Annotated in this window: 25 protein-coding genes; 12 read left to right on the top strand and 13 right to left on the bottom strand. The window is 70.2% G+C overall.

Annotated elements, in window-relative coordinates; all coding sequences use genetic code 11:
* The first annotated feature begins 14 nt into the window (after nucleotides 1–14).
* The 4 genes from ACFHWU_RS15265 (at nucleotide 15) to ACFHWU_RS15250 (ending at nucleotide 3,418) form a co-directional block, all read left to right on the top strand.
* On the top strand, nucleotides 15–1,172 hold the full coding sequence (locus ACFHWU_RS15265) for an acyl-CoA dehydrogenase family protein (RefSeq protein ID WP_416554235.1): 1,158 nt from the start codon (nucleotides 15–17) through the stop codon (nucleotides 1,170–1,172).
* Entirely contained in the window at nucleotides 1,172–2,032 is an 861-nt protein-coding gene (locus ACFHWU_RS15260) for an HpcH/HpaI aldolase/citrate lyase family protein (RefSeq protein ID WP_416554237.1), read from the top strand. Before ACFHWU_RS15265 ends, ACFHWU_RS15260 begins: the two co-directional genes overlap by 1 nt.
* Nucleotides 2,033–2,115: 83 nt before the next feature.
* Nucleotides 2,116–2,619, top strand: coding sequence for a hypothetical protein (locus ACFHWU_RS15255; protein ID WP_416554239.1), 504 nt, complete (start codon nucleotides 2,116–2,118; stop codon nucleotides 2,617–2,619).
* 4 nt (nucleotides 2,620–2,623) lie between these two features.
* Nucleotides 2,624–3,418, top strand: a complete 795-nt coding sequence (locus ACFHWU_RS15250) for a thioesterase family protein (protein WP_416554241.1) — start codon at nucleotides 2,624–2,626, stop codon at nucleotides 3,416–3,418.
* Here the strand turns inward: ACFHWU_RS15250 and ACFHWU_RS15245 are convergent.
* The 5 genes from ACFHWU_RS15245 to ACFHWU_RS15225 are packed head-to-tail and all read right to left on the bottom strand — an operon-like array spanning nucleotide 3,406 to nucleotide 8,789.
* Nucleotides 3,406–4,401, bottom strand: coding sequence for an ABC transporter ATP-binding protein (locus ACFHWU_RS15245; RefSeq protein ID WP_416554243.1), 996 nt, complete (start codon nucleotides 4,399–4,401; stop codon nucleotides 3,406–3,408). The genes ACFHWU_RS15250 and ACFHWU_RS15245 overlap by 13 nt on opposite strands.
* On the bottom strand, nucleotides 4,394–5,404 hold the full coding sequence (locus tag ACFHWU_RS15240) for an ABC transporter ATP-binding protein (RefSeq protein WP_416590844.1): 1,011 nt from the start codon (nucleotides 5,402–5,404) through the stop codon (nucleotides 4,394–4,396). Before ACFHWU_RS15240 ends, ACFHWU_RS15245 begins: the two co-directional genes overlap by 8 nt.
* Nucleotides 5,404–6,261 (bottom strand): ABC transporter permease, encoded by an 858-nt coding sequence (locus tag ACFHWU_RS15235; protein WP_416554247.1) that lies wholly within the window; start codon nucleotides 6,259–6,261, stop codon nucleotides 5,404–5,406. Before ACFHWU_RS15235 ends, ACFHWU_RS15240 begins: the two co-directional genes overlap by 1 nt.
* Nucleotides 6,258–7,202, bottom strand: a complete 945-nt coding sequence (locus ACFHWU_RS15230; RefSeq protein WP_416554249.1) for an ABC transporter permease — start codon at nucleotides 7,200–7,202, stop codon at nucleotides 6,258–6,260. The genes ACFHWU_RS15235 and ACFHWU_RS15230 overlap by 4 nt, the downstream gene beginning before the upstream one ends.
* A gap of 9 nt (nucleotides 7,203–7,211) precedes the next feature.
* Complete coding sequence (locus ACFHWU_RS15225) at nucleotides 7,212–8,789, bottom strand: ABC transporter substrate-binding protein (RefSeq protein ID WP_416554251.1); 1,578 nt, start codon at nucleotides 8,787–8,789, stop codon at nucleotides 7,212–7,214.
* A gap of 394 nt (nucleotides 8,790–9,183) precedes the next feature.
* Here ACFHWU_RS15225 and ACFHWU_RS15220 point away from each other — a divergent pair, with 394 nt between their 5' ends.
* Entirely contained in the window at nucleotides 9,184–11,790 is a 2,607-nt protein-coding gene (locus ACFHWU_RS15220) for a rhamnogalacturonan lyase (RefSeq protein WP_416590843.1), read from the top strand.
* Nucleotides 11,791–11,897: 107 nt separating this feature from the next.
* The gene (locus ACFHWU_RS15215; protein WP_416554255.1) at nucleotides 11,898–12,380 is read left to right on the top strand and encodes a type II toxin-antitoxin system PemK/MazF family toxin; all 483 of its coding nucleotides are present in this window, start codon (nucleotides 11,898–11,900) and stop codon (nucleotides 12,378–12,380) included.
* A 239-nt stretch (nucleotides 12,381–12,619) separates the two neighbouring features.
* Here the strand turns inward: ACFHWU_RS15215 and ACFHWU_RS15210 are convergent, their stop codons facing one another.
* On the bottom strand, nucleotides 12,620–13,270 hold the full coding sequence (locus ACFHWU_RS15210; protein ID WP_416590842.1) for a DUF4360 domain-containing protein: 651 nt from the start codon (nucleotides 13,268–13,270) through the stop codon (nucleotides 12,620–12,622).
* Between the two features lie 479 nt (nucleotides 13,271–13,749).
* Here ACFHWU_RS15210 and ACFHWU_RS15205 point away from each other — a divergent pair, with 479 nt between their 5' ends.
* Nucleotides 13,750–14,397, top strand: a complete 648-nt coding sequence (locus ACFHWU_RS15205) for a DUF4360 domain-containing protein (protein ID WP_416554259.1) — start codon at nucleotides 13,750–13,752, stop codon at nucleotides 14,395–14,397.
* Between the two features lie 435 nt (nucleotides 14,398–14,832).
* Here ACFHWU_RS15205 and ACFHWU_RS15200 read toward each other — a convergent pair whose 3' ends face one another.
* A complete protein-coding gene (locus ACFHWU_RS15200; protein WP_416554261.1) occupies nucleotides 14,833–16,779 on the bottom strand; it encodes a hypothetical protein in 1,947 nt (648 codons plus the stop codon).
* Between the two features lie 239 nt (nucleotides 16,780–17,018).
* On the opposite strand from ACFHWU_RS15200, the gene ACFHWU_RS15195 reads away from it, so the two are divergent.
* The 5 genes from ACFHWU_RS15195 to ACFHWU_RS15175 all read left to right on the top strand — a co-directional run bounded on the left by ACFHWU_RS15195 (nucleotide 17,019) and on the right by ACFHWU_RS15175 (nucleotide 21,108).
* On the top strand, nucleotides 17,019–17,387 hold the full coding sequence (locus ACFHWU_RS15195; RefSeq protein ID WP_416554263.1) for a hypothetical protein: 369 nt from the start codon (nucleotides 17,019–17,021) through the stop codon (nucleotides 17,385–17,387).
* A gap of 4 nt (nucleotides 17,388–17,391) precedes the next feature.
* Nucleotides 17,392–18,330 (top strand): FAD:protein FMN transferase, encoded by a 939-nt coding sequence (locus ACFHWU_RS15190; protein ID WP_416554265.1) that lies wholly within the window; start codon nucleotides 17,392–17,394, stop codon nucleotides 18,328–18,330.
* A complete protein-coding gene (locus ACFHWU_RS15185) occupies nucleotides 18,327–19,385 on the top strand; it encodes a ferric reductase-like transmembrane domain-containing protein (RefSeq protein WP_416554267.1) in 1,059 nt (352 codons plus the stop codon). Before ACFHWU_RS15190 ends, ACFHWU_RS15185 begins: the two co-directional genes overlap by 4 nt.
* Before the next feature lie 247 nt (nucleotides 19,386–19,632).
* On the top strand, nucleotides 19,633–19,878 hold the full coding sequence (locus tag ACFHWU_RS15180; RefSeq protein WP_416554269.1) for a ferredoxin: 246 nt from the start codon (nucleotides 19,633–19,635) through the stop codon (nucleotides 19,876–19,878).
* 330 nt (nucleotides 19,879–20,208) lie between these two features.
* A complete protein-coding gene (locus ACFHWU_RS15175; RefSeq protein WP_416554271.1) occupies nucleotides 20,209–21,108 on the top strand; it encodes a DUF2726 domain-containing protein in 900 nt (299 codons plus the stop codon).
* Between the two features lie 157 nt (nucleotides 21,109–21,265).
* Here the strand turns inward: ACFHWU_RS15175 and ACFHWU_RS15170 are convergent, their stop codons facing one another.
* The 6 genes from ACFHWU_RS15170 to ACFHWU_RS15145 all read right to left on the bottom strand — a co-directional run bounded on the left by ACFHWU_RS15170 (nucleotide 21,266) and on the right by ACFHWU_RS15145 (nucleotide 26,768).
* The gene (locus ACFHWU_RS15170) at nucleotides 21,266–21,610 is read right to left on the bottom strand and encodes a histone-like nucleoid-structuring protein Lsr2 (RefSeq protein WP_282230225.1); all 345 of its coding nucleotides are present in this window, start codon (nucleotides 21,608–21,610) and stop codon (nucleotides 21,266–21,268) included.
* A 524-nt stretch (nucleotides 21,611–22,134) separates the two neighbouring features.
* On the bottom strand, nucleotides 22,135–22,683 hold the full coding sequence (locus ACFHWU_RS15165) for a hypothetical protein (RefSeq protein ID WP_416554273.1): 549 nt from the start codon (nucleotides 22,681–22,683) through the stop codon (nucleotides 22,135–22,137).
* Between the two features lie 150 nt (nucleotides 22,684–22,833).
* On the bottom strand, nucleotides 22,834–23,436 hold the full coding sequence (locus ACFHWU_RS15160) for a GTP-binding protein (RefSeq protein ID WP_416568258.1): 603 nt from the start codon (nucleotides 23,434–23,436) through the stop codon (nucleotides 22,834–22,836).
* Entirely contained in the window at nucleotides 23,417–23,803 is a 387-nt protein-coding gene (locus tag ACFHWU_RS15155) for a DUF742 domain-containing protein (RefSeq protein ID WP_123600961.1), read from the bottom strand. Before ACFHWU_RS15155 ends, ACFHWU_RS15160 begins: the two co-directional genes overlap by 20 nt.
* Nucleotides 23,804–23,813: 10 nt before the next feature.
* Complete coding sequence (locus ACFHWU_RS15150) at nucleotides 23,814–24,230, bottom strand: roadblock/LC7 domain-containing protein (RefSeq protein WP_416554277.1); 417 nt, start codon at nucleotides 24,228–24,230, stop codon at nucleotides 23,814–23,816.
* Between the two features lie 39 nt (nucleotides 24,231–24,269).
* Complete coding sequence (locus ACFHWU_RS15145; RefSeq protein ID WP_416590841.1) at nucleotides 24,270–26,768, bottom strand: nitrate- and nitrite sensing domain-containing protein; 2,499 nt, start codon at nucleotides 26,766–26,768, stop codon at nucleotides 24,270–24,272.
* Nucleotides 26,769–26,883: the final 115 nt, after the last annotated feature.

Below are 26,883 nucleotides of genomic sequence, written 5' to 3'. Positions count from 1 at the left end.
CCCAGGAGGCCCCGATGGACTTCACCCTCACCGAGGAACAGCGCGAGTTCCAGCAGCTGCTGCGCTCCTTCGTGGACCGCGAGATCATCCCGGTGGCCCGGGCATGGGAGCAGACCGGCCGCTATCCGACGGAGATCGTCAAAGGCATGGCCGACATGGGCCTGTTCGGCGTCACCGTCCCCGAGTCCTACGGCGGCCTCGACCTCGACCCGGTGTCATTCGCCCTGGTCTTCGAGGAGATATCCCGGGGATGGATGGGCATCGCCGGCATCCTCGGCAGCCACTCGCTGGCCTGCCGCATGATCGTCATGCACGGCACCGAGGAGCAGAAGCAGGCGTACCTGCCCGCTCTGGCCAGCGGTGAACGGCGCACCGGCATCGGGCTGACCGAACCCGACGCCGGCACCGACCTGCAGGGCATCCGCACCACGGCCCGCCGCGACGGCGACCACTACGTGGTCAACGGCACCAAGATCTGGATCACCAATGCCCGGTACGCCGACCCGCTGCCGGTCCTGGTCAAGACCGACCCGCAGGCCAGCCCGGCACACAAGGGCATGAGCATCCTGCTGATCGACGCCGACCTGCCCGGCTTCACCGTCACCAAGGACATCCCCAAACTCGGCTACAAGGGCACCGAGTCCTGCGAGATCCTGCTCGACGACGTCCGGGTGCCCGCCGACCGGCTGCTCGGCGGAGTCGAAGGGATCGGTCTCAAGCAGGCGCTGTCCGCCCTGGAGTGGGGCCGGGTCAACATCGCCGCCCGGTCGGTCGGCATCGCCCAGCGGGCCCACGAGGAGGCCCTGGGTTACGCCCGCCAACGTAAGGCGTTCGGCAAGCACATCGCCGAGTTCCAGGCCATCCAGCTCAAGCTCGCCACCATCGCGACCCAGGTGCAGGCGGCCCGGCTGATGGCGTACTGGTCGGCCGACGCGGTCCGCCAGGGTCGCGCCGACGCGCAGACCGGCATGGCGAAGATCTTCTGCTCGGAGGTCGCCCTGGAGGCCGCCATCGACGCGATGAAGATCCACGGAGGTTACGGCTACTCGACCGAGTTCGAAGTGGAGCGGCTGTACCGCGACGCGATCCTGATGAGCATCGGCGAAGGCACCAACGATGTGCTGCGTACCGTCGTGGCGAAGGCCCTCGTACGTGGCGAGGTGACCGTCTGATGGGCGACCCGGTGCCACCCCGGTCCTACCTGTACGTGCCCGGCCACGCCGCCGACAAGCTGGCCAAGGCGGCCCGGCGCGGCGCCGACGCGCTGATCGTCGACCTGGAGGACGCGGTGCCGCTGGCCGGCAAGGCCGCTGCCCGCGAGGCCGTCGTCGGCTGGCTCGCCGCCGGACCCGGCGACCTGCCGATCTGGGTACGGGTCAACTCCGGCCCGCTGCGCGACACGGACCTGCGGGCCGTCGCCGGCCAGCCGGCGCTCACCGGCGTGGTACTGGCCAAGGTCGGCACTGCCAGCGAGGTCGCTGACGCCGCCCGGGTGCTCGCCGACGCCGCTGACCACGACACGCTGCTGATGCCGATGGTGGAGACCGCCGCCGCGCTGCTCGACATCGCCGCCATCGCCCGGCAACCCCGGGTGTACCAGCTGCAGCTCGGTGAGGTCGACCTGGCCGGCGAACTCGGCCTGGAACCGGGCGCCGACGACGCCGAGTTCGTCCCGACCCGCAGCCAGGTCGTGGTGGCCAGCGCGGCCGGTGGCATCCATCCGCCGGTCGGCCCGGTGTCGCGGATCACCGCCGACGACGCCGCACTGGACGCGTCGACCCGGCGGCTGCGCCGGCAGGGCTTCGTCGGCCGGGCCTGCATTCACCCGAACCAGCTGCCGGTGGTGCATCAGGTCTACACGCCGACGGCCGCCGAGGTCCGGGCGGCCAGTGACACCATCGCCCTGCTCGAGACGGCCACCGCCGCCGGCACCGGCGTGGTGCTGGACACGGCCGGCCGGCTCGTCGACGCGGCGGTGCTGCGCGGCGCCCGCCGTACGCTGACCCTGGCCGAACGGGCGGGCCTGGGATGAGCGGCGGCAACCGTGCCCCACGCGCTCCACGGCCGGAGCAGGTCGACCTGACCGCGGCACGGCATCCGTGGCAGGAGGTGCCGATGCCCGGTGCCAACCTCGGTTTCCACCTCACCCGGCTGGCCTCCCGGTCGGGGGCGTTCGTCGTGCACGGCCACTTCCCGCCCGGTTTTGCCCGCGACGTCGCTGGCGGCTACCTCGTCGACGAGGAGTTCGTCGTGCTCGCCGGGGAGCTGCACCTCGGTGACGCCACCTACCGGCGCGGCGACCTGACGTTCATCCCCGCCGGCGCGGTCCGGACCCGGATGTGGGCGCCCAGCGGTGCCACCGTGCTCGCCTGGTTCGGCGGCCCGGCGGTGTTCCATCCTGCGGACCAGCTGCCGGCCGGTGCCGCCCCGGTCGCCGAAACCGTTCATCTCGGACCGGACGCCGCGCTGCCGGACCTGCCCGGTGCCACCTGGGCGCCCGGCGACCAGGTCCCCGGCGGGGCCGCCGGAGACGTGGTCAGCGCCGACCTGTCCGGCTGGCGGCGGCTCGGTGCCGGACCGGCGCCACGGCCGGGCGACTACGTCCGCGTGGAGAAGTAGCCGGATGGGCGCTCCGGTCTTCACCCAGCGGTGGCTCGGCATGCAGGGCATCTTCGGCGGCTTCGTCCTCGGCCGGATCGTCGACGTCGCCGACAGCGTCGACGGCTTCGCCCCACAGGCCGTAACCATGCACTTCGTGGCCGGCGTCCGACCCGGTCCGGTGGAGCTGACCACCGAGACGCTGCACCGGGGGCGGTCCACCACCAGCCTGCGGATCACCCTGGCCCAGCAGGGTCGGGCCCGGGTACACGCGATGGCGTCCCTGGTGCCGGTCGGGCAGAAGTTCAGCTGGCGTCGCCGCGAGGATCCGGCAGCGTGGGGCGACCCCGAGCAGTTGCCGGCGTACGCGCCCCGGCACCGGCCGCTGGCCTACAGCGCCCAACTGGACGTGCGGGCAGCCGGGCCGCCGAGCCTCACCGACGGCACCGCCGCCTGGGTCCGCATCTCGCCGCAGACCGATCTGGGTGGGACGCTCGGCCCGCACGCCGTCGCCTCGATCTACCTCGACGCGCTGCCGCCGGGGCTGTTCGCCCTGTCCCAGCCGCCGCATTTCGTGCCGTCGGTGGACTTCACCATCCACTTCGCACCCGACCTCGGTGACGTCGCCGGCCAATGGCACCACGTGACCAACCGGACGGTCTGGTCGACGGCCGGCTTCTGTGTCGACGAGTCGACGCTGCACGACCGGGCCGGTAATCCGATCGCCCAGCTCCGTCAAGGCCGGGCGATTCAGTGGCGGGATCCGTACCGGGACCGAGCGGCCGACGGCGCCGTCCCGCCTGGCACTCAGCCGGGGTGATCCTGCGGTAGGTGGCAGGCGGCCAGGTGGCCGTCGCCGCGTGCGGTCAGCACCGGATCGTCGACGGCGCACCGGTCGAACGCCGCCGGGCAGCGGGTCCGGAAGTTGCAGCCACTCGGCGGGTCGGCGGGAGACGGCACCGAACCCCGCAGGATGATCCGTTCCCGGGCCCGCTCGGCGACCGGGTCGGGCAGCGGCACCGCGGACAGCAACGCCCGGGTGTAGGGGTGCGCCGGCCGGGCGAACAGCGTCGCCCGGTCGGCCACCTCCACGATGCGGCCGAGATACATCACCGCGATCCGGTCACTGAGGTGCCCGACCGCGGCCAGGTCGTGGGCGATGAACAGGTACGCCAGCCCGAGCTCGTCGCGCAGGTCCTCCAACAGGTTGATGACCTGCGCCTGGATAGACACATCGAGGGCGGCGATCGGCTCGTCCGCGACGATCAGCTCGGGCTCGCAGGCCAGCGCGCGGGCGATGCCCACCCGCTGGCGCTGCCCGCCGGAGAACTCGTGCGGGTGCCGGTGCGCGTGGTCCGGGTCGAGGCCGACGAGTTCCAGCAGTTCACCGACGCGGTGCCGGCGGGCCCGCGACCCCCGGTGCAGGCCGTGCACCGCCAACGGCTCGGCGACGACCGAACCGATCGTCATCCGGGGGTCCAGCGACGCGTACGGATCCTGGAAGATCATCGTAAGGTGCCGGCGCATCGCCCGCAGGTCGCGTCGGCGCAGCGCGGTGACCTCGGTGCCCCGCACGCTGACCCGCCCACCGGTGGGTTCGACCAGTCGCAGCAGGCCCAGCCCGGTGGTGCTCTTGCCGCACCCCGACTCGCCGACCAGCCCCAACGTCTCGCCGGCCGCGACAGTGAAGCTCACCCCGTCGACCGCCCGGACCACCGCATTCTGCCGGCGGCGGAGCCCGCCACCGGCGACCGGGAAGTGCACCCGCAGGTCGGTCACGCTCAACAGCGGCTGCTCAGTCATCCCCACCGTCCGTACCGGTGGCGGTGCCACCGACGACGTCGTAGAAGCAGGCCACCCGGTGGTCCGGGCCGACCGTGCGCAGCGGCGGCACCTCGGTGGCCGCCCGTGGGTCGTGCCGGTAGCCGCAGCGCGGATGGAACGCGCAGCCCGGCGGCAGCGCCGTCGGATCCGGCGGCTGGCCGGGGATCGTCGTCAGCCGGCGCGGCCGATCGGCGCCGACCCGGGGCACCGCCGCCAACAATCCCATCGTGTACGGGTGCCGGGGCGCGGCGTACAGCTCGTCGACCGGTGCCTGTTCCAGGATCCGTCCGGCGTACATGACCGCCACCCGGTCGGCGATCCCGGCCACCACCCCCAGATCGTGGGTGATCCAGACGACCGCGAGACCCAGCCGTCGTTGCAGCCCGGCGACCACTTCGAGGATCTGCGCCTGGGTGGTGACATCCAGCGCGGTGGTCGCCTCGTCGGCGAGCAGCACCTTCGGCTCACAGGCCAGCGCCATCGCGATCATGACCCGCTGGCGCATCCCGCCGGAGAACCGGTGCGGGTAGTCGCCGAGCCGCTCGCGGGCGTCCGGCAGCCCGACCTGTTCGAGCAATTCCACTGCCCGGTCGCGGGCCGCCGTGCCGGTGGCCACGCCGTGCAGCTCAATCGGCTCGACCAACTGCGACCCGATCGTCTTGACCGGGTTGAGGGAGGTCATCGGGTCCTGGAAGACCATCGCGATCTCGTTGCCACGGATCCGCCGCAGCTGGCGCTCACCGGCGGCCAGCAGGTCCACACCGTCCAGCAGCACCTGCCCGGTGGCGGTGGCCGCCTCGTCGAGCAGGCCGAGGACCGCCAGCGCGCCGACGGACTTGCCGGACCCCGACTCGCCGACGATGGCCAGCGTCTCACCCGGGCGCACGTCGTAGCTGACCCCGTTGACCACCCTCGCCACCCCTCGCCGGGTGCCGATGCGCACCGTCAGGTCCCGTACCGACAGCACCGGGTCGCCGGCCATCAGCCCTGCCCCCTCGACTCGATGACCGACCGCTGCCGTGGGTCGAGCGCGTCGCGCAGCCCGTCGCCGACGACGTTGAACGCCAGCACGGTCGCGAAGATCGCCAGACCGGGGAAGACGCCCATCCACGGTGCCTGACTGACGAAGTCGCGGCCCTCGGCGAGCATCCGGCCCCAGGCCGGATCGGGTCGCTGCACGCCCAGACCCAGGAACGACAGCGCCGCCTCGGCCAGGATCGCGAACGCCAGGCTCAGCGACGTCTGCACGATCACCGGCGCGGCGATGTTCGGCAGCACGTGGCGGAGCAGGATCCGCAGGTCGCCGGCGCCGACGGCGCGGGCGGCCCGGACGTACAGCTGGGCCGAGACCACGAGCGTCGCGGCCCGCACGATCCGGGCGAAGATCGGCGTGTAGACGATGCCGATGGCGATCATCGCGTTGGTGATGCCCGGGCCGAGGATGGCCAGCACCGCGATCGCGAGCAGGATCGCCGGGAACGCGAACAGCACGTCCATGGTGCGCATCAGCAGCGCGTCCGTCGCGCCGGAGTAGAAGCCGGCGACCAGCCCGATCAGCAGCCCGGCGGTCAGCGAGATGCCCACCGCGACGAACCCGACCTGCAGCGACACCCGGGCGCCGACCAGCACCCGGCTGAGCACGTCCCGGCCGAGATTGTCGGTGCCGAACGGGTGCGCCCACGACGGGCCCGCGAGCCGGCCCGGCACGTCGACCGCGTTCGGGTCGTACGGGGCCAGCCACGGCCCGACCACGGCGACCGCCGCCAGCACGGCCAGCACCAGCAGCCCGGCCAGGGCCAGCCGGTTGCCCAGTAGCAACAGGAACAGGCGGCGGGTCATCGGCGCCGTACCCGCGGGTCGAGGTAGCCGTACAGCAGGTCCACCAGGAAGTTGACCACCAGGAACATCAACGCGATGGCCAGCACCGCGCCCTGCAGCAGGCTGTAGTCACGCCGGACGACCGCGTCGTACGCCAGCCGACCCAGACCGGGCCACTCGAAGATCACCTCGACGATCACCACCCCGCCGAGCAGGAATCCGAGCTGCAGACCGACGGCGGTCACGATGGAGATCCAGGCGTTGGGCAGCACGTGCCGGCGGACCGTCTGCCAGCGGGACAGCCCCTTGGCCCGGGCGGTACGGGCGTAGTCCTGGTGCAGCGCCTCCAGCACCGCCGAGCGGACGAACCGGGTCAGCACCGAACCGGAGATCAGCCCCACGGTCATCGCCGGCAGCACCAGGTGGTGGGCCGCCCGGGCCGGATCGTCCAACGGCGACACGTAACCGGAGGCCGGCAGCCAACCCAGCAGCAGCGCGAAGAGCAGGATGTACATGATCCCGCTCCAGAAGTCCGGCACCGAGATCCACAGCTGGCTGAACCCGGTGGCGATCCGGTCCACCAGTGACCCGGAGCGCACCGCGGAGACGATGCCCAACGGCAGCGCGATCGCCAGCGCGACGGCGAGCGCCGCGCCGGCGAGCAGGCTGGTCGGGCCGAGCCGGGCCAGCAGCAGTCGGGTGACCGGCTCACCGCTGCGGAAGCTGACCCCCAGGTCGCCGGTGACCGCGCGGGCCAGCCAGCCGCCGTACTGGGTCAACAGCGGCTGGTCCAGCCCGGCGCGGGCCCGCATCGCCTGGTACAGCTCCTCATCGAAGCGGGTGCCCAGGGCCAGCCGGATCGGGTCGCCGGGCACCAGCTGGACGATCAGGAAGACCGCGACGCTGACCCCGAGCATCGCGACGACCGTCTGCAGCGCCCGCCACAGTAGGAAACGCGCCATCGCGACGGCTCAGTCGGTCAACCGTACGGTCCGCAGCCGGGTCTTGCCGTCCGGGTGCATCTCCACGCCGGACACCTGCGGCGCCCAGGCCAGCGTGGCCTGCGGGCTGTACAGGTAGCCGTAGCTGACCTCGTCGATGATCAGCCCGGCCGCCTGGTGGTAGAGGTCGCGCCGTTCGGTGTCCTCGACGCTGGCCCGAGCCTGGTCGAGGTACTGGTCGACCTGCGGGTTGGCGTAGCCGTGGAAGTTGAACGAGCCGGCGGAGTGGTGCTGGGCGTAGTAGGCGTACTCGCCGTCGAGGTTGTTCAGCCAGCCGAGGACGTAGCAGTCGTAGCTGCCGTTGCCCTGCTCGTCGAGCCAGCTGGCGAAGTCAAGGGTACGGATCTCAACGTTGACGCCGACGTCGCCCCACTGGCTGGCGATCACCTCGGCGGCGGCCAGGGTGTGCGGGTACTCGTTGGTCAGCATCAGGTCGACGGTGAGGTCGGTGACGCCGGCGTCGGCGAGCAGCTCGCGGGCCTGGTCCGGATCGTGGCTGAACGGGGCGTAGTCGGTGGCCCAGAAGTTGCCCGGCGGCATCGCCGACTGCACCGGCGTCGCGGCGTCGAAGAAGGCGGCCTGGGCCACCTGTTCGCGGTCGATGGCGAACGACAGCGCCCGGCGTACGTCGATGTCGTCGAACGGCGGCCGGTCGAAGTTGCAGGTGAAGTACCAGTAGTCGTTGCTGGCCTGCTGGCCGAGCTCGACGTCGGGGTCGTCGCGCAGGGTGGCGATCTCCTGGGCCGGCACGTTGTTGGTCAGGTGCACGGCACCGGTGCGCAGATTGGTCAGTGCGGTGGTCGGCTCGGAGACGAACCGGAACTCGACCCGGTCGACGTACGGACCGGTGCCCCAGTAGTCCGGGTTGGCTTCCAGCACGATCCGGTCACCGGGGGTGTAGCTGACGAACCGGAACGGCCCGGTGCCGATCGCGTCGGTGGTCAGCCCGTCGCCGTCGATCAGCTCGGGGGCGACGATCGCCATCCCCTTGAACCCGCCGATGTTGGCCAGCAGGTTGGGGGTCGGCTGGTTGAGGACGAACTCCACCGTACGGTCGTCGACCTCGCGTACCTCATCGACGGTCTCGAACCGCCAGGCGTTCGCGGCGGTCTCCGCGTCGGTGATCCGTTCGAAGCTGGACACCACGTCGCTGGCGGTGAACTCCCGCCCGTTGTGCCAGGTGACGCCGTCGCGCAGCTGGAAGGTCCAGGTGAGCAGGTCCTCGCTGACCTCCCACTCGGTGGCCAGCGCGGGTTGGAAACTCAGGTCGGGGGCCGGCTCCACCAGGGTGTCGTAGACGTTCTCCAGCACCAGGAAGGTGGGCGACGCGGTGGAGACGTGCACGTCCAAACTGTCCGGCTCGCTGGAGATGGCCACCACCAGGGTGCCGTCGGAGGTGGGGGTCCCGTCGTCGGTCTCCAGGGACTCGCCGGCCGAGCAGCTGGCCAGCGCGAGCGCCGCCGCGGCGGCGAGGCTCGTCGCCCGCCCGGCCGACCGGGTGGTACGCGCGGATCGCTGCCGGTGCGGGAACGCTGGGGAGGGATTCACCGTCTGTCTCCTACCTCGTTGTCGCCGTTACGGGCTTGACGGGCCGGGTTGCGTCGACGGGATGGTGCACGTCGGGGCTGGTGCACATCGCCAACTGCGTGGTGCCGCCGGATGTTGCCGCGACTGGCTGCGGATCGGTGCACCGACCCTAGTCGATCGCCGCAGGGGTCACAACTCGATGACCTTAGGTGACCGTGGTCCACGTCGGGTCGGTCCACAGTCCGAATGGAACGGTTCATTCAGCGACAGCTCGCCTTGACACACTGGCAAACACATTCATAGCCTTCAGTTTCTTGTATCGTTTCATCGACTGTCACGGGTGCCTGACACCGTCCTGCGGCCGGCCGGTCGGCCAGAGCCGGCCACGCCGCCCGTCGACCGAGGAGATTTCCGGATGAACCGTCGTACCCGACGTCGCCGTCCCCACCGTCCACCCACCGCCGTGGCGTTGCTCGTCGGCGTCCTCACGCTGACCCTCGGCCTACCGGCCAGCGCCGCGTCCGCCGATCGGGCCGACCCTGTCCGCGGCCCCGCCAGCGGACCGACCGATGGTGGTCGCCCCGACGCCGTCCAACTCGAACATCTCGACCGTGGCCTGGTCGCCGCCACCACCCACCAGGGCGTCTTCCTCAGTTGGCGACTGCTCGGCCACGAGGCGACCGGATCCGGTGCCACCGGCATGACCGGTGCCGACTTCCACGTCTACCGGGACGGCCGGCGACTGGCGACCGTGACCGACAGCACCAACTACCTGGACACCGACCCCGTGACCGGCGCCGGCTACCAGGTCGCCGCCGTGGTCGACGGCGTCGAGGTCGACCGCAGCGGTCCGGCGCACCCGTGGTCGCAGGCCTACCTCGACCTGCCGCTGCGTCGGCCCGCCGACGGGGTCACCCCGGCCGGTGAGGCGTACACCTACTCCGCCAACGACATGAGCGTCGGCGACGTCGACGGCGACGGACGGTACGAGTTCGTCGTCAAGTGGGATCCGTCCAACTCCAAGGACGTCTCTCAGGTCGGCTACACCGGACCGGTCTACCTCGACACGTACCGGCTGGACGGCACCCTGCTGCACCGCATCGACCTCGGGGTCAACATCCGGGCGGGCGCCCACTACACCCAGTTCCTGGTCTACGACTTCGACGGCGACGGCCGCTCGGAGATGATGCTGAAGACCGCCCCCGGCACCAGGACGATCAGCTACCGGCCCGACGGCCGGGTCGCCGACGAACGCTACGTCACCATCCCGGAATCCGACCGACGGGCCGGCTACTCGCACCGCGACGACTACCGGATGTCCGCCGCCGACTACCACGACCACCTGGTCGACATGTTCCAGGGCTGGCACGCCCACCCGGAGGTGATCGCCGGCAACTGGCCGGCCACCCTGGAAGCGGCGTTCGGCATCGACCCGGCGTACGAGTATCCGCTGTCGCGGACCGACGCGCAGGCCCTCGCCGACCACTTCATCGACGTCTACGCCCCGGCCCGCAGCAGCCGCAACAACCTGCGTGCCTTTGAGGGCTTCATCGTCGACGGCCCCGAGTACCTCACCGTGTTCGACGGCGCCACCGGGCAAGAGCTGCAGACCGTCCGCTACCAGCCCGGTCGGCACGACGACGGCCTGATGTGGGGCGATTACGCGATGTCGCGGATCGAGCCGGGCAACCGGGTCGACCGGTTCCTCGCCGCGGTGGCCTACCTGGACGGCCGCCGTCCGTCGGCGGTCTTCGCCCGCGGCTACTACACCCGCTCCACCCTGGTCGCTTACGGGTGGGACGGGCGCAAGCTCACCGAGCAGTGGTACGTCGACAGCGGCTGGACGCCGATGACCAACCCGTTCAACGACTCGCCACACGGTCGCGACGGCACCGACGACGAGTTTGCCACCATCACCACCCAGGGGCAGCACTCGATCAGCGCGGCCGACGTCGACGGCGACGGCCGGCACGAGATCGTCTACGGCGCCGCCACCATCGACGACGACGGCAGCCTGCTGTACAGCGCGTTCGCGCAGCTGCCGCCGGGCAGCGCGGCCCCGGGCACCTTGGCCCGGCTCGGCCACGGCGACGCCATGCACGTCACCGACATCGACCCGCATCGCCCCGGCTTGGAGGCGTACCTGGTCTTCGAGGGCGGGCGGTGGGCGCCGTACGGGCACGGACTGCTCGACGCCGCCACCGGCGAAGTGATCTTCGGGTCCTACTCCGGAGTGGACACCGGCCGGGGCATGATCGGCGACATCGACCCGCAGCACCCCGGCCACGAGGCGTGGGCGGTCAGCGGACTCGGCCTGCACACCGCCGCCGGCGAGCCGCTCGGCTCACAGATCCCCGGCACCAACATGAGCATCCGGTGGGCGGCCGACGGCACCACCCAGATCGTCGACGGCGCGATCGACCAGACCCCGACCATCGACGACTGGCACCGGGGTCGGCTGCTCACCGCCGAAGGCACCCGGACCAACAACTACACCAAGGGCAACCCGGGCCTGGTCGCCGACGTCCTCGGCGACTGGCGGGAGGAGCTACTGCTGCGTACGGTCGACAGCACCGCGATCCGGATCCACCTGAGCACCGAGGTGACCGATCGCAAGATGTACACCCTGATGCACGATCCGCAGTACCGCGCCGAGGTGGCTCGCCAGCAGACCACCTACAACCAGCCGTCGTACCCCGGCTTCTACCTGGCCGCCGACACCGACTTCGGAAAGGTGCCGGTGCCGGACCTCTGGGCACCGGGCAGCCTGCCCGCGCTGCGGACCGCGTACGACGGGTTCCGGCGCGACGGCGCGATCACCGGACCGATCACCCACCGGCTGTCCGCCGCGCTGCATCAGGCACAGTGGCACCTCGACCGGGGGCGCACCGGCCCGGCGACGCAGGCCCTGCAGCGCTTCGTGCACCGTCTGGCGCATCCGCACCGGCGCGACCGTGTCGACCCGGCCGCCGCGGCCGCGCTGACCCACCGGGCCCGGACAGTCATCGGCATGCTCGGCTGACCACGACTCGACAGACCGGGAGCCGACCACGGGAGCTGACCGGCGGTGCGCGACGGGCCGAGCCCGTCGCGCACCGCCGGTGGCGGCTACCGGTAGGGTCGTCGCTCGTGGGAAGACTGTGGCAGGGCGTGACCGCGACCGTCGGCCGGCTGGCCAGTCAACGCGTACCGGCGCAACGGCGCCCGACGCCGGCCAAGTTGGCCCGCCGCCGGCAGGTGGCCGCGTTGCAACGGCGGCAGCTGTCGTACGCACCCGAGCTGGACGGGCACGCCGATCCCGGCGAGATCGTCTGGACCTGGGTGTCGTACGAGGAGGACCCCCGGCAGGGCAAGGACCGCCCAGTCCTGGTGGTGGGCCGGCGCAGCCGCACGCTGTTCGGGCTGATGCTGTCCAGCCAGTCCGACCGCGACGGGCAGCGGCACTGGCTGTCGCTAGGCACCTGGGGCGACGACAGCCGGCCGAGTTGGATCCGGCTCGACCGGGTGCTCACTATGCGGGAGGACAGCATCCGGCGTGAGGGTGCCATCCTCGATCGGGGCCGGTTCGACCGGGTGTGCCAGGCATTGCGGGCCGGTTACGGCTGGTCCTGACCGGGCTAACGCCCGGCGGTTGCCATGCTGGCCGCATGGTGACGGCATCATGCGGATCGTTCGGCTGGCGATTTTCATCACCGGCAGCTCCGGTGGGTTACGGACCGGGTAGGCCGCCTACTCGCCGAGCTCGCCCCGGACCGGCTGGAGGTCTCCGACCTCACCCGGTTCCGCGTACGACAGCGCCGGGCGTGGGCATCGAGCTGCCCGCGCCCGGCGTTGACTGGCGGATCAGGTGGTCAGCACCTGGCCCAGTCCAGGTTGAACAGGGTGTCGACGTTGCCTTCGGTCGTGGTCATCGACATGCTGGCCTGGCCGCTGGAGGTGCCGGCGTCCACTCGCAGTTCGGTGTTGATGTTCAGTACCCGCTGCTGCCCACAGGGGACGTACACCAGCACTGGTGCGTGGTCGGCAGTGGCCCAGAAGCCGTTGTACGGTCCGCCGAACGTGGCGTCGGTACGGCTGTTGTCGGACGAACCCTGCCAGTAGTAGTTCGTCCGCTGCCGGCCGGTCGCTCCACTGGGAATCCGGGCCCGACCCCGGTAGTCCGCGGTGGCGACCGCGAAGGTCCAGCCGGCCGGCACCTTGACGAGCACACCGAGTTGGCAGTTCTTCCGGCTGTCCGTCGGGTCGGCCCCGTCACCGACGGTGGCGAGGAAGTCGTAGTAGCGAATCCGGAAGCCGGTGTTGTCGGGGTTGGCAACGACCCTGGCCGTGCCGGGCGCGCAGCCTGAACCACTGGCGGCCACCACCTCCACGGTGATGTCGCTGTCCGGCAGGGCGCTCGACGTTGCCGGGGAGGCATGGGCTGGAGCGGTCAGAGTCAGCGCGAGAACCGTGCCGAGTGCGGCGGACAATCCGTGTCTCGCGCCGGTGAGGCTTCTTTTCATTCCGTTCCCCTCGGGGCTCAGGTTATGACGGCTGGGGCACACACGACTTTGCGGAACAACCGCGCCGTTGATCTTCGTCTGCTGGGCCCTTTGGATCATGGGGATTGGGTCCAGAGTGTTTCGGCGGGGCGTCCTGCGAAAGGATGATAGCGACGCGCGTCGATTCATGCAAGTATCTTCTAGCGTCGAAATGTTGATATTGATTCCGCCCAGGTCGCACGTGGTGTGTTCGTTCCGGTGAGATCAACTAGCCGGTCATGGGAGGCAGTTTGAACGACCTATAGGCATGTTGTGGGTGATTTGTGCGGTTGGCACGGTCGCCGCCTGCTCCGTCTGTTGGGTCGGTGGTTGGTGGCGAGATGGCGTGCGACCAATTTCTGGAAGCCACTTCAGGGAATTAAATTTACGTTGACAACGATCAATGCTTGTACGTAGATTGTTGCGCACGCATCGTCGCATCACACATCGGAGGAGGTTTCATGCGCAAACTGCTGACGCGTGGCGGCGTGGTGCTTGCGTTGCTCGCCTCATCGTTGATCTCGGGCGCACCCGCGTCTGCCAAGGGGATCCTGGATGACCCACCGGATGACCAGGTCGTGATCGACCTGGTCGCGATGGCGGGTTCCGGTTGTCGGCCAGGTACCGCCGACGTCGCCGTCTCGCCGGACAACACCGCCTTCACTGCCATCTACAGCGACTACCTGGTGCAGGCGGGTCCGGGTATCTCGGTCACCGAAGGTCGCCGGAACTGTCAGCTCAACGTGCTGGTGCACGCGCCGGCGGGCTACACCTTCGCGATCGTGAAGGTGGACTACCGCGGCTACGGGCTGCTCAGCCCGGGTGCCATCGCCACACAGCGGGCCAACTACTACTTCCAGGGAATGACTCAGGGCACCTTCAGCAACCATCCGATTCCGGCTCCGCTGGACGACAACTGGATGGTGAGCGACGAGGTGCCGATCGCCTCCGTGGTCTGGCATCCGTGTGGCGAGATCCGTAACCTCAACATCAACACCGAGTTGCGCCTGAGCAAGGGATCGTCGACGGACGTTAGCTTCCTGACCATGGACTCGACGGACGGCAGCATCGAGACGATGTACCACCTGGCCTGGCAGCCCTGCCCGTGAACTGACTCTCCCCCGTAACCGATGACAGAGGGTGGCCGGCGCGACCGGCCACCCTCGACCGGGTTCATCCCCGGGGCCGCGCCGTCGTACCGGCCCAGCCCGACGGCCCCTACCGGGCCGTCGGTACGTACTCCGGTCACCGTCAAGGAACGGTCCTGCCACGACGACCCACCCGGCTGCTGGTCGGACTGCTGCTGCGGGCCGGCCGGCGGGTGCCGGCGCCGGGCCGACAAACTGGCGTACGCGAGCCCGGCGTCGGGGTAGAGCTGGCTGACCGGGGGCTTCCGAATCGATGGTCCAGCAGTGCGCCGGTTCACCCGGCCCGGCTCCGGCCCACCCATCGGACGGACACCGGGAGAGCAACGGCGGTCCGCGAGCAGACCAGGAGCCGGGCGGCCCAGGCCGCCCGGCTCCTGATCTGCTGTTACCTGCTGGTCAGGGCTGGCTACGCGGGCTGTCGGGGCCCAGCGTGTCGATGAACTCGTGCGGTCCGGTCACCTCGGACGCCGTCCGGGCCTGCTGCGCCCGGGCAGACATCCGCTCGGCCACGGTCCCCGCCGGCACTCCGGCGCGCTCGGCAGCGTCGACGACCTTCCCGTACGCCTGCTCGGCCAGGACCAGCGCACGCCGGTAGTCGTGCCGGGCGAGCGCGTGCTCGGCCGCACCGATCAGTCGGTCGGCCGCCCGCAGGTCCCGATGGGCCCGGCCGGGGTGCGGACCGTCCAGCACCGACTCGGCGAGCCGGTTTGCCGCCTCGTTGTACGTGGCGGTGAGGAACCGGTCGCTGTTGTCCCGGTCGAACTGGCTGAAGTCCCAGTTCAGGTCGATGTAGCTCATCATCGAGTTGACCTGGTCGCCGGACCAGGCGAAGAAGAAGTCGTCCTCCGGGCCGTAGTCGATGCCAGTTTCGCTGTCGTAACCGTCGTGCGGATGACTCATGCCCAGGTGGTGTCCCACCTCGTGGATCAGCGTGGTGGTCAGCCCGTAGCCGCTGTCGACAATCTCCGGGGAGACGAACGCGAAGACGTACGACTGCGTACCGTCGGTGTAGTTGTCGTCGGCGAAGCCCAGCGCCGGCACCGGGGTGCCGGCCGGCAACGCGTAGCTGAACACCGGTAGTTCGTAGTCGACCCGGTTCTGATCGTCGAGCACCCGGTCTAGTTCAAAACTGTTCTGCAGATAGAAGTTGGCGAACGGCGGGTAGCCCAGCTCCGGGTAGCAGGACTCGTCGTCGAGCAGCACGGCGTAGTAGCAGCGTTCGGCGTCACCTTCGAACGCGAGGTTCTGTCCGTCGTAGTCCAGCACGTTGCGCCACCGCAGTTCCCGCAACTCCAGCTGCAGTAGCTCCTCGTCGATGTAGCGGACCGAGGCGTTGACGCCGTCCCAGCCTTCGTAGACGTTGCTGTCGATGTTGATCGTCTTCGGCGGCGCGGCACTCGGCAGCTCCGCCGGGTACAGCGGCGACGTGGTGAACAGCAGGTTGATCGCCACGTAGCGGGTGATCAGAGCGAGATCGCCGGTGAGCGCTTCGGGGGAGCGGTAGCCGGCGGCGGCGTACTCCCAGACCGGCGGCATCCGGTAGTCCTCGATGCCGTTGCCGTCCAGATCGGGAGCGTCGACGTTCCAGTTCTCGGTCCACGACTCCGGCCCGGCCGACAGGTCGTGGAACCACACCCGGCGGGTGGAACCGAGACCGTTCTCCTCGTCGTCGGCGGTGGTGCCGCCCCACGCGGAGATCTTCCGGCTGTCCCGCTCAGCGCCGAAGTTGTGCCCGGTGTCCGGATCAGGTTCGTCGGTTTTGGTGTAGACGTGGAATTTGAAGTCCGACCGGCCGAACCAGTTGATGAAGAATATGGTGTTGCGTCGGGTGTCGACGCCGGCCGGTGGGTTGAGGGCCAGCCACCGCTCCACGCTCGGTGCGTCGATGTGGTGGTTGTCGGTGATCGTGGCGACGTTGCCCTGCTGCTCGTTGTAGAGCTCCTGGTAGGCGGTGAGCGGTGCAGGCGTGGCCAGCCGCTGCAACTCGGCGAAGAACCGGTCCTCGTACCGCTTGTTCGCGTACCGGAGGTGGTAGTCGTAGGTGTAGGTCAGGCCCAGCTTCTCGACCTGGTCGTACCACAGCCGGGAGCGGACCACCGGCTCGTAGCGCTGTGGCAGTTCGTCGAGGTACGCCGACCGGTCCACCTGCGTCCGGCTGTAGCCGAGGAAGACCACGTTCACCGGAACCTTCTCGGTGAGCGCCGGCGCGCCGCCCGGATCAAGATGCGAGAAGTGCGGCGTCGCCGCCTGGCTGGCCGGTGCCGCGGCGACGAGCATCAGTAGTGCCGCCGCCGCCGCTGTCAGGGTTGCCGCTGTGGACCTCGTCGTTGTCCTTGTCGACATTCAGTTTCCCTCCATAGACGACAGGTGGTCGCCGGTTCGGTCAGCCACCCGTGGCAGGGGCGTTCGCCCTCCGCTGTGGACACAGTGTCATCGATTATCAGCGCTGTAAATCCGTCGCCGGTAGAACCTGACGAACCCGCCGGGGGTGTGTGCCCGGTCGGTTGAACCGGGCATCCGTCGGAGCCGTATCCCGGGTTGACGGCGGGCGGTCCGCTGGGTACGGCGATTCGGGAGGCCACGTGGGGGAGCGGGAGCTGGGGCTGCGGCGGGTAACAATGATCACCGGCGGGCTGGCCGTGGCGAGCATCGCCGGCACGCTCGGCGTCGCTGTGGTGGCGCACGCCGATCACACGGCGGACCAGGACGCGAACACTCCGGCGGACAGCGTGCAGGGCGAAACCGCGCCGCAGCCGGCCGGTGTCGACGGGCAACCCGCCCCGGGTCTGGCGGGTACCGATCCGGCGGCGACGGCCGGCGACGGACAACCTGCCCCGGACGGCGCGACCGAGCCGGACCAGCCGGTCGGCCAGGCCCCGCCGACGGCGGAGTTTCCGCCGGTGACCGGCGGTGGTGGCGAACCCGGCCAGGCCACCTCCGGCGGGTCGTGAGGCGATGCCGCTGCTGGAGACCATCCCGGTCGGGCCGGACTGCGCGCAGTGGCAGGTGTGGGGGACGCTGGCCCGGGTGGTGGTGAGCGACCCTGCGGCGGTGCCGGCGGCCCGAACGATCGTCGACGACGTGCTGGCCGCCGTCGACACCGCCTGCAGCCGGTTCCGCGCCGACTCCGAACTGGTCCGGGCATGCCGCAGCGGAGGAACGCCGGTACGGATCAGCCCGCTGCTCGCCGGCCTGGTGTCGGTGGCGCTGCGGGCGGCCCGCGAGACCGACGGCGACGTCGACCCGACCGTCGGGTCGACGCTGTGCCGGCTGGGCTACGACGAGGATCTGCGCTGGGTGACCCTGCATGGCCGGCCCGCCGTGGCGCGGACCGTCCTGCCGGCCGCGGATTGGCGTCAGGTCCGGCTCGACGGGACCGAACTGACCGTACCGGACGGGGTGCAGCTGGACCTGGGCGCGACCGCAAAGGCCTGGGCAGCCGATCGCTGTGCGCGGGACGTCGCCCGCCGGTGCCGGGTCGGTGTGCTGGTCGCCCTCGGCGGCGACATCGCCACTGCGGGGCCGGCCCCGGACGAGCGTTGGCGGATCCGGGTGCAGGACCGTCCGTCGGATCCGGCGTGCGTGATCGGTCTGCCGGCCGGTGGCGCGGTGGCCACCTCGAGCACGGTGAGCCGGCAGTGGACCGCCGGAGACGCCACGATGCACCACATCGTCAACCCCCGCACCGGTACGCCGACGGGCCGGGTGTGGCGCAGCGTCTCCGTGGCGGCGTACAGCTGCGTGCGGGCGAACACGCTGAGCACCGCGGCGCTGGTGCGCGGTGCGGCCGCCGATCGGTGGCTCGCAGGTCTCGGGGCACCGGCCCGGCTGGTGGCCGGGGACGGCACGGTGCGGACCGTCGGAGGCTGGTCCGCGGAGGAGGAGACACAGTGACGGAGGCAGGGTGGTTCGTCGCGCGCGGCACCGGGGTGACGGCGCTCGTCCTGTTGTCGGTGGTCGTGGTGCTGGGAGTGGGCAGCCGGTCGGGCCGGCCGGTGTTCGGGCTGCCCCGGTTTGCGGTGAGCCTGGTCCACCGCAACGCGGCGCTGCTGGCGGTTGGGCTGCTGACGGTCCACGTGGTCACATTGCTCTTCGACCCGTACGCCAAGCTCCGGGTGTACGACCTGTTCGTGCCGTTCGGCGCCGAGTACCGTCCGCTGTACATGGGGCTGGGCACGCTCGCCAGTGACGTGATGCTGGTGCTGGTGGTGACCAGTCTGCTGCGTCGGCGGATCGAGGTGCGGTTGTGGCGGGCGCTGCACTGGCTGGCGTACGCCGCCTGGCCGGCGGCGCTCGGCCACTCGGTCGGAACCGGTACGGACAGCGGCCAGACCTGGATGGTGGCGGTCAACGCCGGATGTCTGGCGGCTGTGCTGGGCGCGCTCGGTTGGCGCCTGCTGCTGTGGGTGCGGCCCCGGTCGCGACGGCGGGCCACCGACGACGCTCCCCGACCCGGGGGGCGGGCCCCCGGCGGATCGCACCGGCGGTCGGGACCCACAACCGACGAGGCAGCCGTCCGCCCGCCGACCGACTGGCTGCCCGCCGATCCGCCAGGCGACCGCGCGCCTGTCTGGTACCCACCTGCCGCTCTCGCCGGGTACCCACCCGCCGGCTACCAACCTGCCGGGTACCAGCCGACCGGGCCGATGTGGGACCGGCCGCCTGCGGCGGCAGGTCAGGCAGAGCACCCGGTCGGTTCCTACGGAGGCGGCCGGGCCGCCTCCGTACCGTCCAGCCTGCTGGACATGTACCGCAAGCCGGGATCGGTCTCCCAGCCGGCGGACCCGCCGGGCTGGCTGCCCGACGCTGACGCCGATGGTGACTTCGTCGCCCGGCGACCACCCGAGGCCGGTGCCATCCCGCCGTCCGGTGACTCCGACGGCTATCGGATTGCGGGCCAGCGTTCCGGCCCTCAGGGCGGGGTGAGAGCCCGGACACGTCCCGCATGATCGCCTCAATGCGGGCCGGGTGCCGATCGCCGAACACCTCGTGCGAAACTCCGTCACGAAGACCAAGTGGGCATGCATCGCGAAACGCAATGTCTGCCGGTACGGATGCCTTCGTGTTCAGCCATAGACCTACACGGTACGTGTAACTCGTGCAGCTCTGTCCTTCAGCTTCAGGGCGGATAGGATGCCAGCGTGAAGAGGATCCACACCCGGGCTCACCGGGTGACGTCGTTAGGAGTGACGACAGGTGAACGATCCGCACGGTGCACGGTTGCAGATTGACTGGGCTCGCTGTGACGGTCGGGGTCTCTGCATCGAGCTGCTGCCCGAGCTGCTGATCCGTGACGACTGGGGCTTTCCGATCTCCCGGGACGGCAGCCGGGAGCCGGCGGTGCCTGCGGAGCTGCGCCGGCACGCCGACCGTGCCGTGGCGAACTGCCCGGAGCTCGCGTTGCGGTTGACCTCCGCCCAGCCGGCGCGTCGGCGACCCTGACCGGTTCTGCCGTCGGCGCCGCTGACCGCGTGCCGCTGTCGCCGCGCTGACCCACACGTACCGCCGCCGTCCTTCCCTGGTCGACAGGCGTCTAGCATGGGCAGGCCTCGTCGGTCGCGGCGTGGCGAGCAAGCCAAGGACACGACCTTGACATCTTCCTCTGCTGAAGCGGGGAGATTCGACTCTCACGGGTCGAATCTCCTGCCGTCACCGGAAAGGCAACGTGGACGTCGATGCGCTCCGGCGGCGAGTCGACTCTCCCTGCCCTGCTCCGCAGGAGTCCGTATCCTCCCCTGCCTGAAAGGCCGCAGTATCCACGGAAGGCATCTGATGACCAACGACGACGTCCGGCAGCCCTGGCTGCGCCCGGTTCTCAGCCTCGCGGAACACGCTGCGGGCGTTCGGCGCGGCGAGCTGTTCGACCGTGCCGGCTGTGTCATCGTGCCGGGCCGGCGACTCGGGCAGCTGGTAGGTGGACGTCCGCCGGGTGTTACCACCCGGCAATGGAGTGTGGCCACTCGGGCGCGGTTCGATTTCGTGGTCTGTGCTGCCGACGACTACCGTCCGGTCTTCGTGGCCGACTTCGTCGACCCCGCCGACCGGACCGCAGAGCAGCGACGCGACGAACGAATGACCGACGCCGTGTGCGAAGCGGTGGGCCTGGCGGTGCTGCGGGTCGAGTCGGCGGCGTTGACGGCGACCGGTCCGGGCCGGCGGGTGGTGGAGTACGTGCTCGACGCACGAACGTTCCAGCAGAGCGCGGCCGGGTTGTGGTCCGGCGAGATCGTCGGGGAAATCAGCTACCGGGACATCGTCGGCCGGTTGCCAGACGGTCGGACCGGCCGGGTCAATGATCTGGGCGCGGTGGCCCGCGTCCGGGCAGTGGAGGCCTTCGTCAGCCGGCAGCTGTCCGATCCGCTCCTACGTGGCCTGCACCTCGAATGGAAGGACGGCGGCGCAGAGGGCTGGGCCTGGCTGACTGCCGGCGAGGGTGGGCTGCTGTTCGAAAGGGTACGGATCTGGCCGCACCGGCTGCACTTCGGGATAGCGCCCGGACGATTCGCTGAAGACCTGGCGGCGGCGGCCGTCGGGGAGCGGTTGACGACACTGGAGCTCAGTGAGCCGCAGTTGTGTAAGCGTCACGAGCTGGCCGGCGAGTTGCGGGCCTTGCTGTCCCGCCGTGCCGAGATGAGTGGCGAGTTCGCGTTCGACCATGTGTCGTTCGACTGATCGCGTGCCTCCCGGCCATCTGGCCGATGGGGCGGTGGCGCCGGCGGATGTCCGCCCTTCCGCTGGACAAAATCGTCCGGCGGTGCCGCCGGCGCCGATAACCTAGCTGCCCGAGTGACGCGTGGGCAACTCTGCCGGGAATGTGACCGACGGGTGGTCAGCCCTTGTGGTACGCGGCGATCACGTTTGCCGGGATGCGGCCGCGTTCGGAGACCGGGTAGCCGTTCTTAGCTGCCCATTCGCGGATGGCGCGGTTCTGCTCGCGGTCGGAGCGGGCCGGCGCGGCCGAGTAGCTCCCGCGGCCGCCCCGGCCGCCGGCGCTGCTGCGGCTCACCCGGGTGCCGGCGGCGATGTACGTGTCCAGGGCTTTGCGCAGCTTGCCGGCGTTCTTCTCGGACAGATCTATGGTGTAAGTGACACCGTCCAGCGAGAACTCGACCGTCCGGTCGGCCTCGCTGCCGTCGAGGTCGTCGGTCAGCAGAGTAATGACTTTCTTGGCCACAGATGCTCACTCCTCGGGATACGGCCGTGTTCGGAATTGAGTCTGACGCATTGGCCATCGATTCCGCAACACTTCGGCCATTGTCGGTGGTCAGGCGGTCGGCGTTCGCCGGCTCCGGATCTCGATCCGGACACCATTTGGCGCTGGCCAGGGGGCGGTCGGTCGAGGAAAACCGGCATCCGGGCGCGGGGGTCAATGCCTGCCCGGCGGGGTCACTGATCATCTGGTCCGCCGGCACTGGCCGCCCACACCACGTGGGATGGCCCACAATCCATTACCGAACCGACGGCAGCTCTCTAGGATAGAGGAGCAGTGACGATCGCCTGGTTCAGGCGACGACCGCAGGAGCGGTGAGCATCCGGTTCGGATGCTCGGTAGCTGCCGTTTGATGGACGTGGGTGCCGGCTGCGGTGATCACCGCAGCCGGCGCTCATGTGCGATCCCTGCCGTCGAATTGCGCGGACAGCGGTCGGCCCCGCTGAGTTCACTCAGCGGGGCCGTGACGGTCGACCGACCCGGGTGGGTCAGCGGAGCCAGGCGTTGCGCCGTACCAGCGGCAGGTTCCGCCACCAGCTGGCAAGACCGTACCGAAAACCGGCGCCCGTCGCGGCCAGACCGAGCAGCACCAGGCCGTAGACTAGGTGGTCGTCCAGGAACGGGTTGGTGGCGATCGGCAGCGACGCCAGCCACATCAGGGTCAGCAACAACGAGCCGGATACTGCGGCGACCCACATTCCGACGCCGAGGATCAACGCCACGCCGATGCCGAGCAGGCCGACCATGAACAACCAGTCGGCCCAGGCCTGACCGGCCATGCCGCTGAAGAATCCGCTGAACGGGCCCTCCACGTTGCTGAGGTACCCGGTGGTCGGGGATCCGCCATTGATCCAGGCGCGCTCACTGGGGGTCGACTTGCCAAGACCGGCGAGTTTGTCGAGGAAAGCCCAGAGAAAGACGAATCCGAGGGCCAGTCTGGTCACTGCCCAGACGACCTCGCCGAACCGGGTCTCGGCTGGCGTGGCGGCGAATCCCCTGTCGGTGGTGGCTGGTGCCGGGTGTGTGGTGCCTGCCATCTCGATCCCTCCCCTGTCGTTGACCGGTGTCGGTGTCCGGCGCTCTCTCCGACACATCGATTGTCAGGGGATTTCCCGGCAGGGCGGCAGGGCCGGAAGTCCCGCCGGCCGGTGCCGGAGGTCGGTCGGGCCGGCGGCTATCAGGGGCGGCTATCCGACTGCAGCCGACCGGCGCGAGTAATCCCGGGCGTGTTCCAGCAGCTTCACCAGGACCTCCTTGCCGGACTGCCGTTGCCGGGCGTCGCAGAGCACCACCGGCACGTCCGGATCGAGGTTCAGCGCCAACTGGACCTCGCCGAGCGCGTACTGCCGGGCACCGTCGAAGCAGTTGACCGCGACGATGAACGGGGTTCCCCGCTGCTCGAAGTAGTCGATGGACGGAAAACAGTCGGCCAGCCGCCGGGTATCGGCGAGAACCACTGCTCCGAGCGCGCCCGTCGCGAGCTCGTCCCAGACGAAGAGGAAGCGCTCCTGGCCGGGGGTGCCGAACAGGTAGAGAACCAGGTCCTCGCTGATGGTGATTCGGCCGAAGTCCATCGCCACCGTGGTGGTGGACTTCTCCTCCACGCCGGAGACGTCGTCGACGGCGACCCCGACCTCGGTGAGCAGTTCCTCGGTGCGCAGTGGCCGGGTTTCGCTGACCGAACCGACCAGGGTCGTCTTGCCCACCCCGAAGCCGCCGGCGATGAGCACCTTCACCGCGGTCGGCGCGATCGGCCTGGTGCCGGCCGGATCAGAGCGCTCGTAGTCCATTGATAACCGCCTCGAATACGCTGTCGTCAGTCGGGTTCGACGCCGAACGGGGTTCCTGTACCTCGACCAGTGCGTGTTCGAGCAGGTCGCCGAGGAGGACTCGGACGGTGCCGAGGGGCAGATCCAGGTAGGCCGCGACCTCGGCCACCGACAGCGGCTCGCGGCAGCGGTCCAGGATCGCCAGGTGCTCCGGGCCGAGACCGGCTTCCCCCGGTGGGGTCCGTGGCCTGGCCAGCACCAACGAGATGAGGTCGAACCGGCCGCGGCGTGGCCGGGTGCGGCCGCCGGTCATCGCGTACGGCCGGACCACCGGCCCGGCGTGGTCGTCGATCCACCGGTCCTCACCGGATTCGTCGGACTGGCTCATCGTCGCCGGGTCACTTCTCTGTGTGGTTCTCGGCCGGGCGGGTGCGGGAGGCCAGGTACTTGCCGGCCCTGGTCACCAGCATCGCCATCTCGTAGGCGATCAGTCCCACGTCGGTCTCCTCGCTGGCCAGTACGGCGAGACAGGCACCATGCCCGGCCGCCGTGACGAACAGGAACGAGGACTCCATCTCGATGATGGTCTGTCGTACCGGTCCACCATGGAACCGTTTGCCGGCGCCGCGGGCGAGGCTCTGGATTCCGGCGGCCAGTGCTGCGAGGTGCTCGCCGTCGTCGCGTCCCAGGCCGGCCGAGGCGGCCATCAACAGGCCGTCCACGGAAAGCACGATCGCATGCTCGGCCTGCTTGACCCGACCGACCAGATCGTCGAGCAACCAGGTGAGGTCCGCGATCGAGGCGGTCTGCTGCATCAGTGGTTCTCCTGTTCGTGCCAGCCCTAGCGCTGAGGCTCACGCCGATGGTGGGTTCCGGTCGTCGCTGACCGGTGCGGTGGCCGGTGACTGTCCTTGCGGCGCCGTCGCAGAGTCCTCGGGCGGCGGCGCGTCGGGCAGTCGTGCCGCGTCCGATCGACCTTGCCTCGTTCCGCTCTGGTATGCGCTCATCATCCGTAGTACCTGCTCGGCCGGGCGGGCAGGGGGATCGGCCGGCTCGCCGTCCGGGTGCCGGTCCCGCTGCGACCTGTCGGGCCGGTTCGCACCCGGTCCACCGGCGGATCCGGCGGCTGCGGAGCGTACCCGGACCGGTAGCCCGGACGGGGTGTACGTCGAGGTGTGTGGCCCGGCTGGCGGGGCGGCCCGGACGCGGTCAGGCTGGGGCTCGGGCTCCACCGGCCCGGCAGGACGTCCCGCCGGTGCGGCCGTCGCCGGTGTGTCGCCGTCCGGTGCCGGTCCGGGCTCGGAGCGGGCGGTGGCGGCCACCGGGGCGACCGCCCGCACGGTGGAATGCCGCTCGGCGGCCCGACCCGGGCCGGCTGCGGCCGCCAAGGGCAGCGTATCGATGGTGTCGGAGGTAGCAGGCACCGTCGCTGGGAGCCGGCCGCTGGAGCGCAGATCCGGGTCGGTGGCTTCGTCGCCCGGCACCACCAGTTCCCGTGGGATCAGCACGACAGCGGTGGATCCGCCGTACGGCGACTCCTTCAGGTGCACCCGGATGCCGGTGCGTTCGGTCAGCCGGCTGACCACGAACAGGCCGAGCCGGACCGTGCTGGACAACCGGAACTCCGGATGCTCGGTGATCCGTTCGTTTGCGGCGGCTCGCTCGTCGTCGCTCATGCCCAGCCCGCGGTCCTCGATCTCCACCACGTAGCCGTTGGCGACGAACTGTCCCTTGACCTGGACGGTGGTGTGCGGCGGGGAGAACGACAACGCGTTCTCGATGAGTTCGGCGAGCAGGTGGATCACGTCGGCGACGGCCCGGCCGGCCAACGAGACCTGCCCGATCGGAGCGACGGTCACCCGGGTGTAGTCCTCGACCTCGGCGATGGCACCCCGGACTACGTCCACCATCGGCACGTCGCGGCGCCAGGTCCGGCCGGGGGTCGAGCCGGAGAGCACGATCAGATTCTCTGCGTTGCGCCGCATCCGGGTGGCCAGGTGGTCGACCCGGAAGAGCTCCTCCAACTTGTCCGCGTCCTCCTCCCGGCGTTCCATCGAGTCGAGCAGGGTGAGCTGCCGGTGGACCAGCGCCTGGGTCCGGCGGGCCAGGCTGAGGAACACGTCGCGTACGCTGCGCCGCAGCTCGGCCTGTTCCACGGCGGTGCGCACGGCGGTTTCCTGCACCCGGTTGAACGCGCGGCCCACTTGCCCGATCTCGTCGTTGCCGAACTCCAGCGGCGGTGCCTCGGCCGCCACGTCGACCTCCTCGCCCCGGCCGAGCCGGTCGACCACGCCCGGCAGCCGATCCTCGGCCAGCCGGTGCGCCGCGTCTCGGAGCCGTTCGAGCTGGGCGACGATCGCCCGCGCGGTGGTGATCGACATGATGATCGACGCGACGACCGCGAGCATGCCGAGACCGGCCGCGAGTAGCAGCCGGAGCAGTACCAGCAGGGCCACCGGCACGGCTCGGTCGACGAGGTCGTCGCCGCCGGCCAGCACGATCGTGCGTAGATCGGACATGGTCGTGTCGGTCGCGGGCCGCCACTGCGCCTCGGTCAACGGTGCCGACGAGGAGGACGGCCCGCTCGCGACGATCCGCTGCTGAGCGTTCCGGAAACGTTTGTAGCTGTCGCTGTCGACCAGTTCCGCGTACCGGGCCCGGTCCGGTTCCGGCAGGTTCACCACGGTGGCGTTGACGAGGAATTCCTGTGCGCCGACCAGCTGTACGAACCGGGTGTGCTCGGCCGCGGTGAACCGCTTCGCGACGATCACACCGGCGATCAGCGCATCCTGCTGGGCGACCAGTTCCTGACTCCGGTTGAGATCGGTCAGGGTCGCCGTGTCGTCGGCGATGTCGCGTTCGTCGAGATTGCCCAGCGCACCGAACAGTTGGAAGAACGCGGCGATCGTGTTGGTGTAGTCCTCGTGTGCGCTGCCCCGGTCGACTTCCCGTGCCTCGACGGCGTCGCGGGTGACACGCAGCTCGGTCAGCCACTGCACGGTGTCGGCGACCTGCTGTTCCAGCTCGGCGCCGGCCGCGAGGTCCGCCCACCAGTGCTGGGCGGATGCCCGGAATTCGTCCGCGAGCCGTTCGTTCGCCTCGCGCAGCTCGACCAGTTCGCTGCGGCGTTCGTCGGTCGGCCCGGCCAGGTATGCCATCGCCAGGCGCCGCTCGGACTGCAGCCCGCGCAGCAGCGGCTCGCTCGGCTGGTAGATCTGGCTGTCGTAGGTCTGCACCCACAATAAATTCAGGCCGTCGCGCAGGGTCACCCATGCGGCGAATGCCCACAGCGCGCTGAGCGACAGCAGCAGCGCGACAATCTTGGTACGCAGGTGAAATCCGCGTGACACCATTACACCGTCCCCGGCCTGACCTGCGAATGTCTCGTCATCTGCCTGCTACTCCTGGCCGTACATGCGCGGACCGCGCCGCGCCTGTTCATGAGCGCATGGGCACGGCGCACGCTAG

The organism is Micromonospora sp. LOL_015 (genome assembly GCF_048060275.1).
Taxonomy (GTDB): Bacteria; Actinomycetota; Actinomycetes; order Mycobacteriales; family Micromonosporaceae; genus Micromonospora_E.
Note: the sequence above shows the minus strand (reverse complement) of the source record. Positions and strands in the feature narration are given on the sequence as shown.

Bases quoted from the DNA above. Each gene is read 5' to 3' on its own strand.
- ACFHWU_RS15265 (WP_416554235.1), top strand. From the start codon at position 15: ATGGACTTCACCCTCACCGAGGAACAGCGCGAGTTCCAGCAGCTGCTG.
- ACFHWU_RS15260 (WP_416554237.1), top strand. From the start codon at position 1,172: ATGGGCGACCCGGTGCCACCCCGGTCCTACCTGTACGTGCCCGGCCAC.
- ACFHWU_RS15255 (WP_416554239.1), top strand. From the start codon at position 2,116: ATGCCCGGTGCCAACCTCGGTTTCCACCTCACCCGGCTGGCCTCCCGG.
- ACFHWU_RS15250 (WP_416554241.1), top strand. From the start codon at position 2,624: ATGGGCGCTCCGGTCTTCACCCAGCGGTGGCTCGGCATGCAGGGCATC.
- ACFHWU_RS15245 (WP_416554243.1), bottom strand. From the start codon at position 4,401: ATGACTGAGCAGCCGCTGTTGAGCGTGACCGACCTGCGGGTGCACTTC.
- ACFHWU_RS15240 (WP_416590844.1), bottom strand. From the start codon at position 5,404: ATGGCCGGCGACCCGGTGCTGTCGGTACGGGACCTGACGGTGCGCATC.
- ACFHWU_RS15235 (WP_416554247.1), bottom strand. From the start codon at position 6,261: ATGACCCGCCGCCTGTTCCTGTTGCTACTGGGCAACCGGCTGGCCCTG.
- ACFHWU_RS15230 (WP_416554249.1), bottom strand. From the start codon at position 7,202: ATGGCGCGTTTCCTACTGTGGCGGGCGCTGCAGACGGTCGTCGCGATG.
- ACFHWU_RS15220 (WP_416590843.1), top strand. From the start codon at position 9,184: ATGAACCGTCGTACCCGACGTCGCCGTCCCCACCGTCCACCCACCGCC.
- ACFHWU_RS15210 (WP_416590842.1), bottom strand. From the start codon at position 13,270: ATGAAAAGAAGCCTCACCGGCGCGAGACACGGATTGTCCGCCGCACTC.
- ACFHWU_RS15205 (WP_416554259.1), top strand. From the start codon at position 13,750: ATGCGCAAACTGCTGACGCGTGGCGGCGTGGTGCTTGCGTTGCTCGCC.
- ACFHWU_RS15200 (WP_416554261.1), bottom strand. From the start codon at position 16,779: ATGTCGACAAGGACAACGACGAGGTCCACAGCGGCAACCCTGACAGCG.
- ACFHWU_RS15190 (WP_416554265.1), top strand. From the start codon at position 17,392: ATGCCGCTGCTGGAGACCATCCCGGTCGGGCCGGACTGCGCGCAGTGG.
- ACFHWU_RS15175 (WP_416554271.1), top strand. From the start codon at position 20,209: ATGACCAACGACGACGTCCGGCAGCCCTGGCTGCGCCCGGTTCTCAGC.
- ACFHWU_RS15165 (WP_416554273.1), bottom strand. From the start codon at position 22,683: ATGGCAGGCACCACACACCCGGCACCAGCCACCACCGACAGGGGATTC.
- ACFHWU_RS15160 (WP_416568258.1), bottom strand. From the start codon at position 23,436: ATGGACTACGAGCGCTCTGATCCGGCCGGCACCAGGCCGATCGCGCCG.
- ACFHWU_RS15155 (WP_123600961.1), bottom strand. From the start codon at position 23,803: ATGAGCCAGTCCGACGAATCCGGTGAGGACCGGTGGATCGACGACCAC.
- ACFHWU_RS15150 (WP_416554277.1), bottom strand. From the start codon at position 24,230: ATGCAGCAGACCGCCTCGATCGCGGACCTCACCTGGTTGCTCGACGAT.
- ACFHWU_RS15145 (WP_416590841.1), bottom strand. From the start codon at position 26,768: ATGGTGTCACGCGGATTTCACCTGCGTACCAAGATTGTCGCGCTGCTG.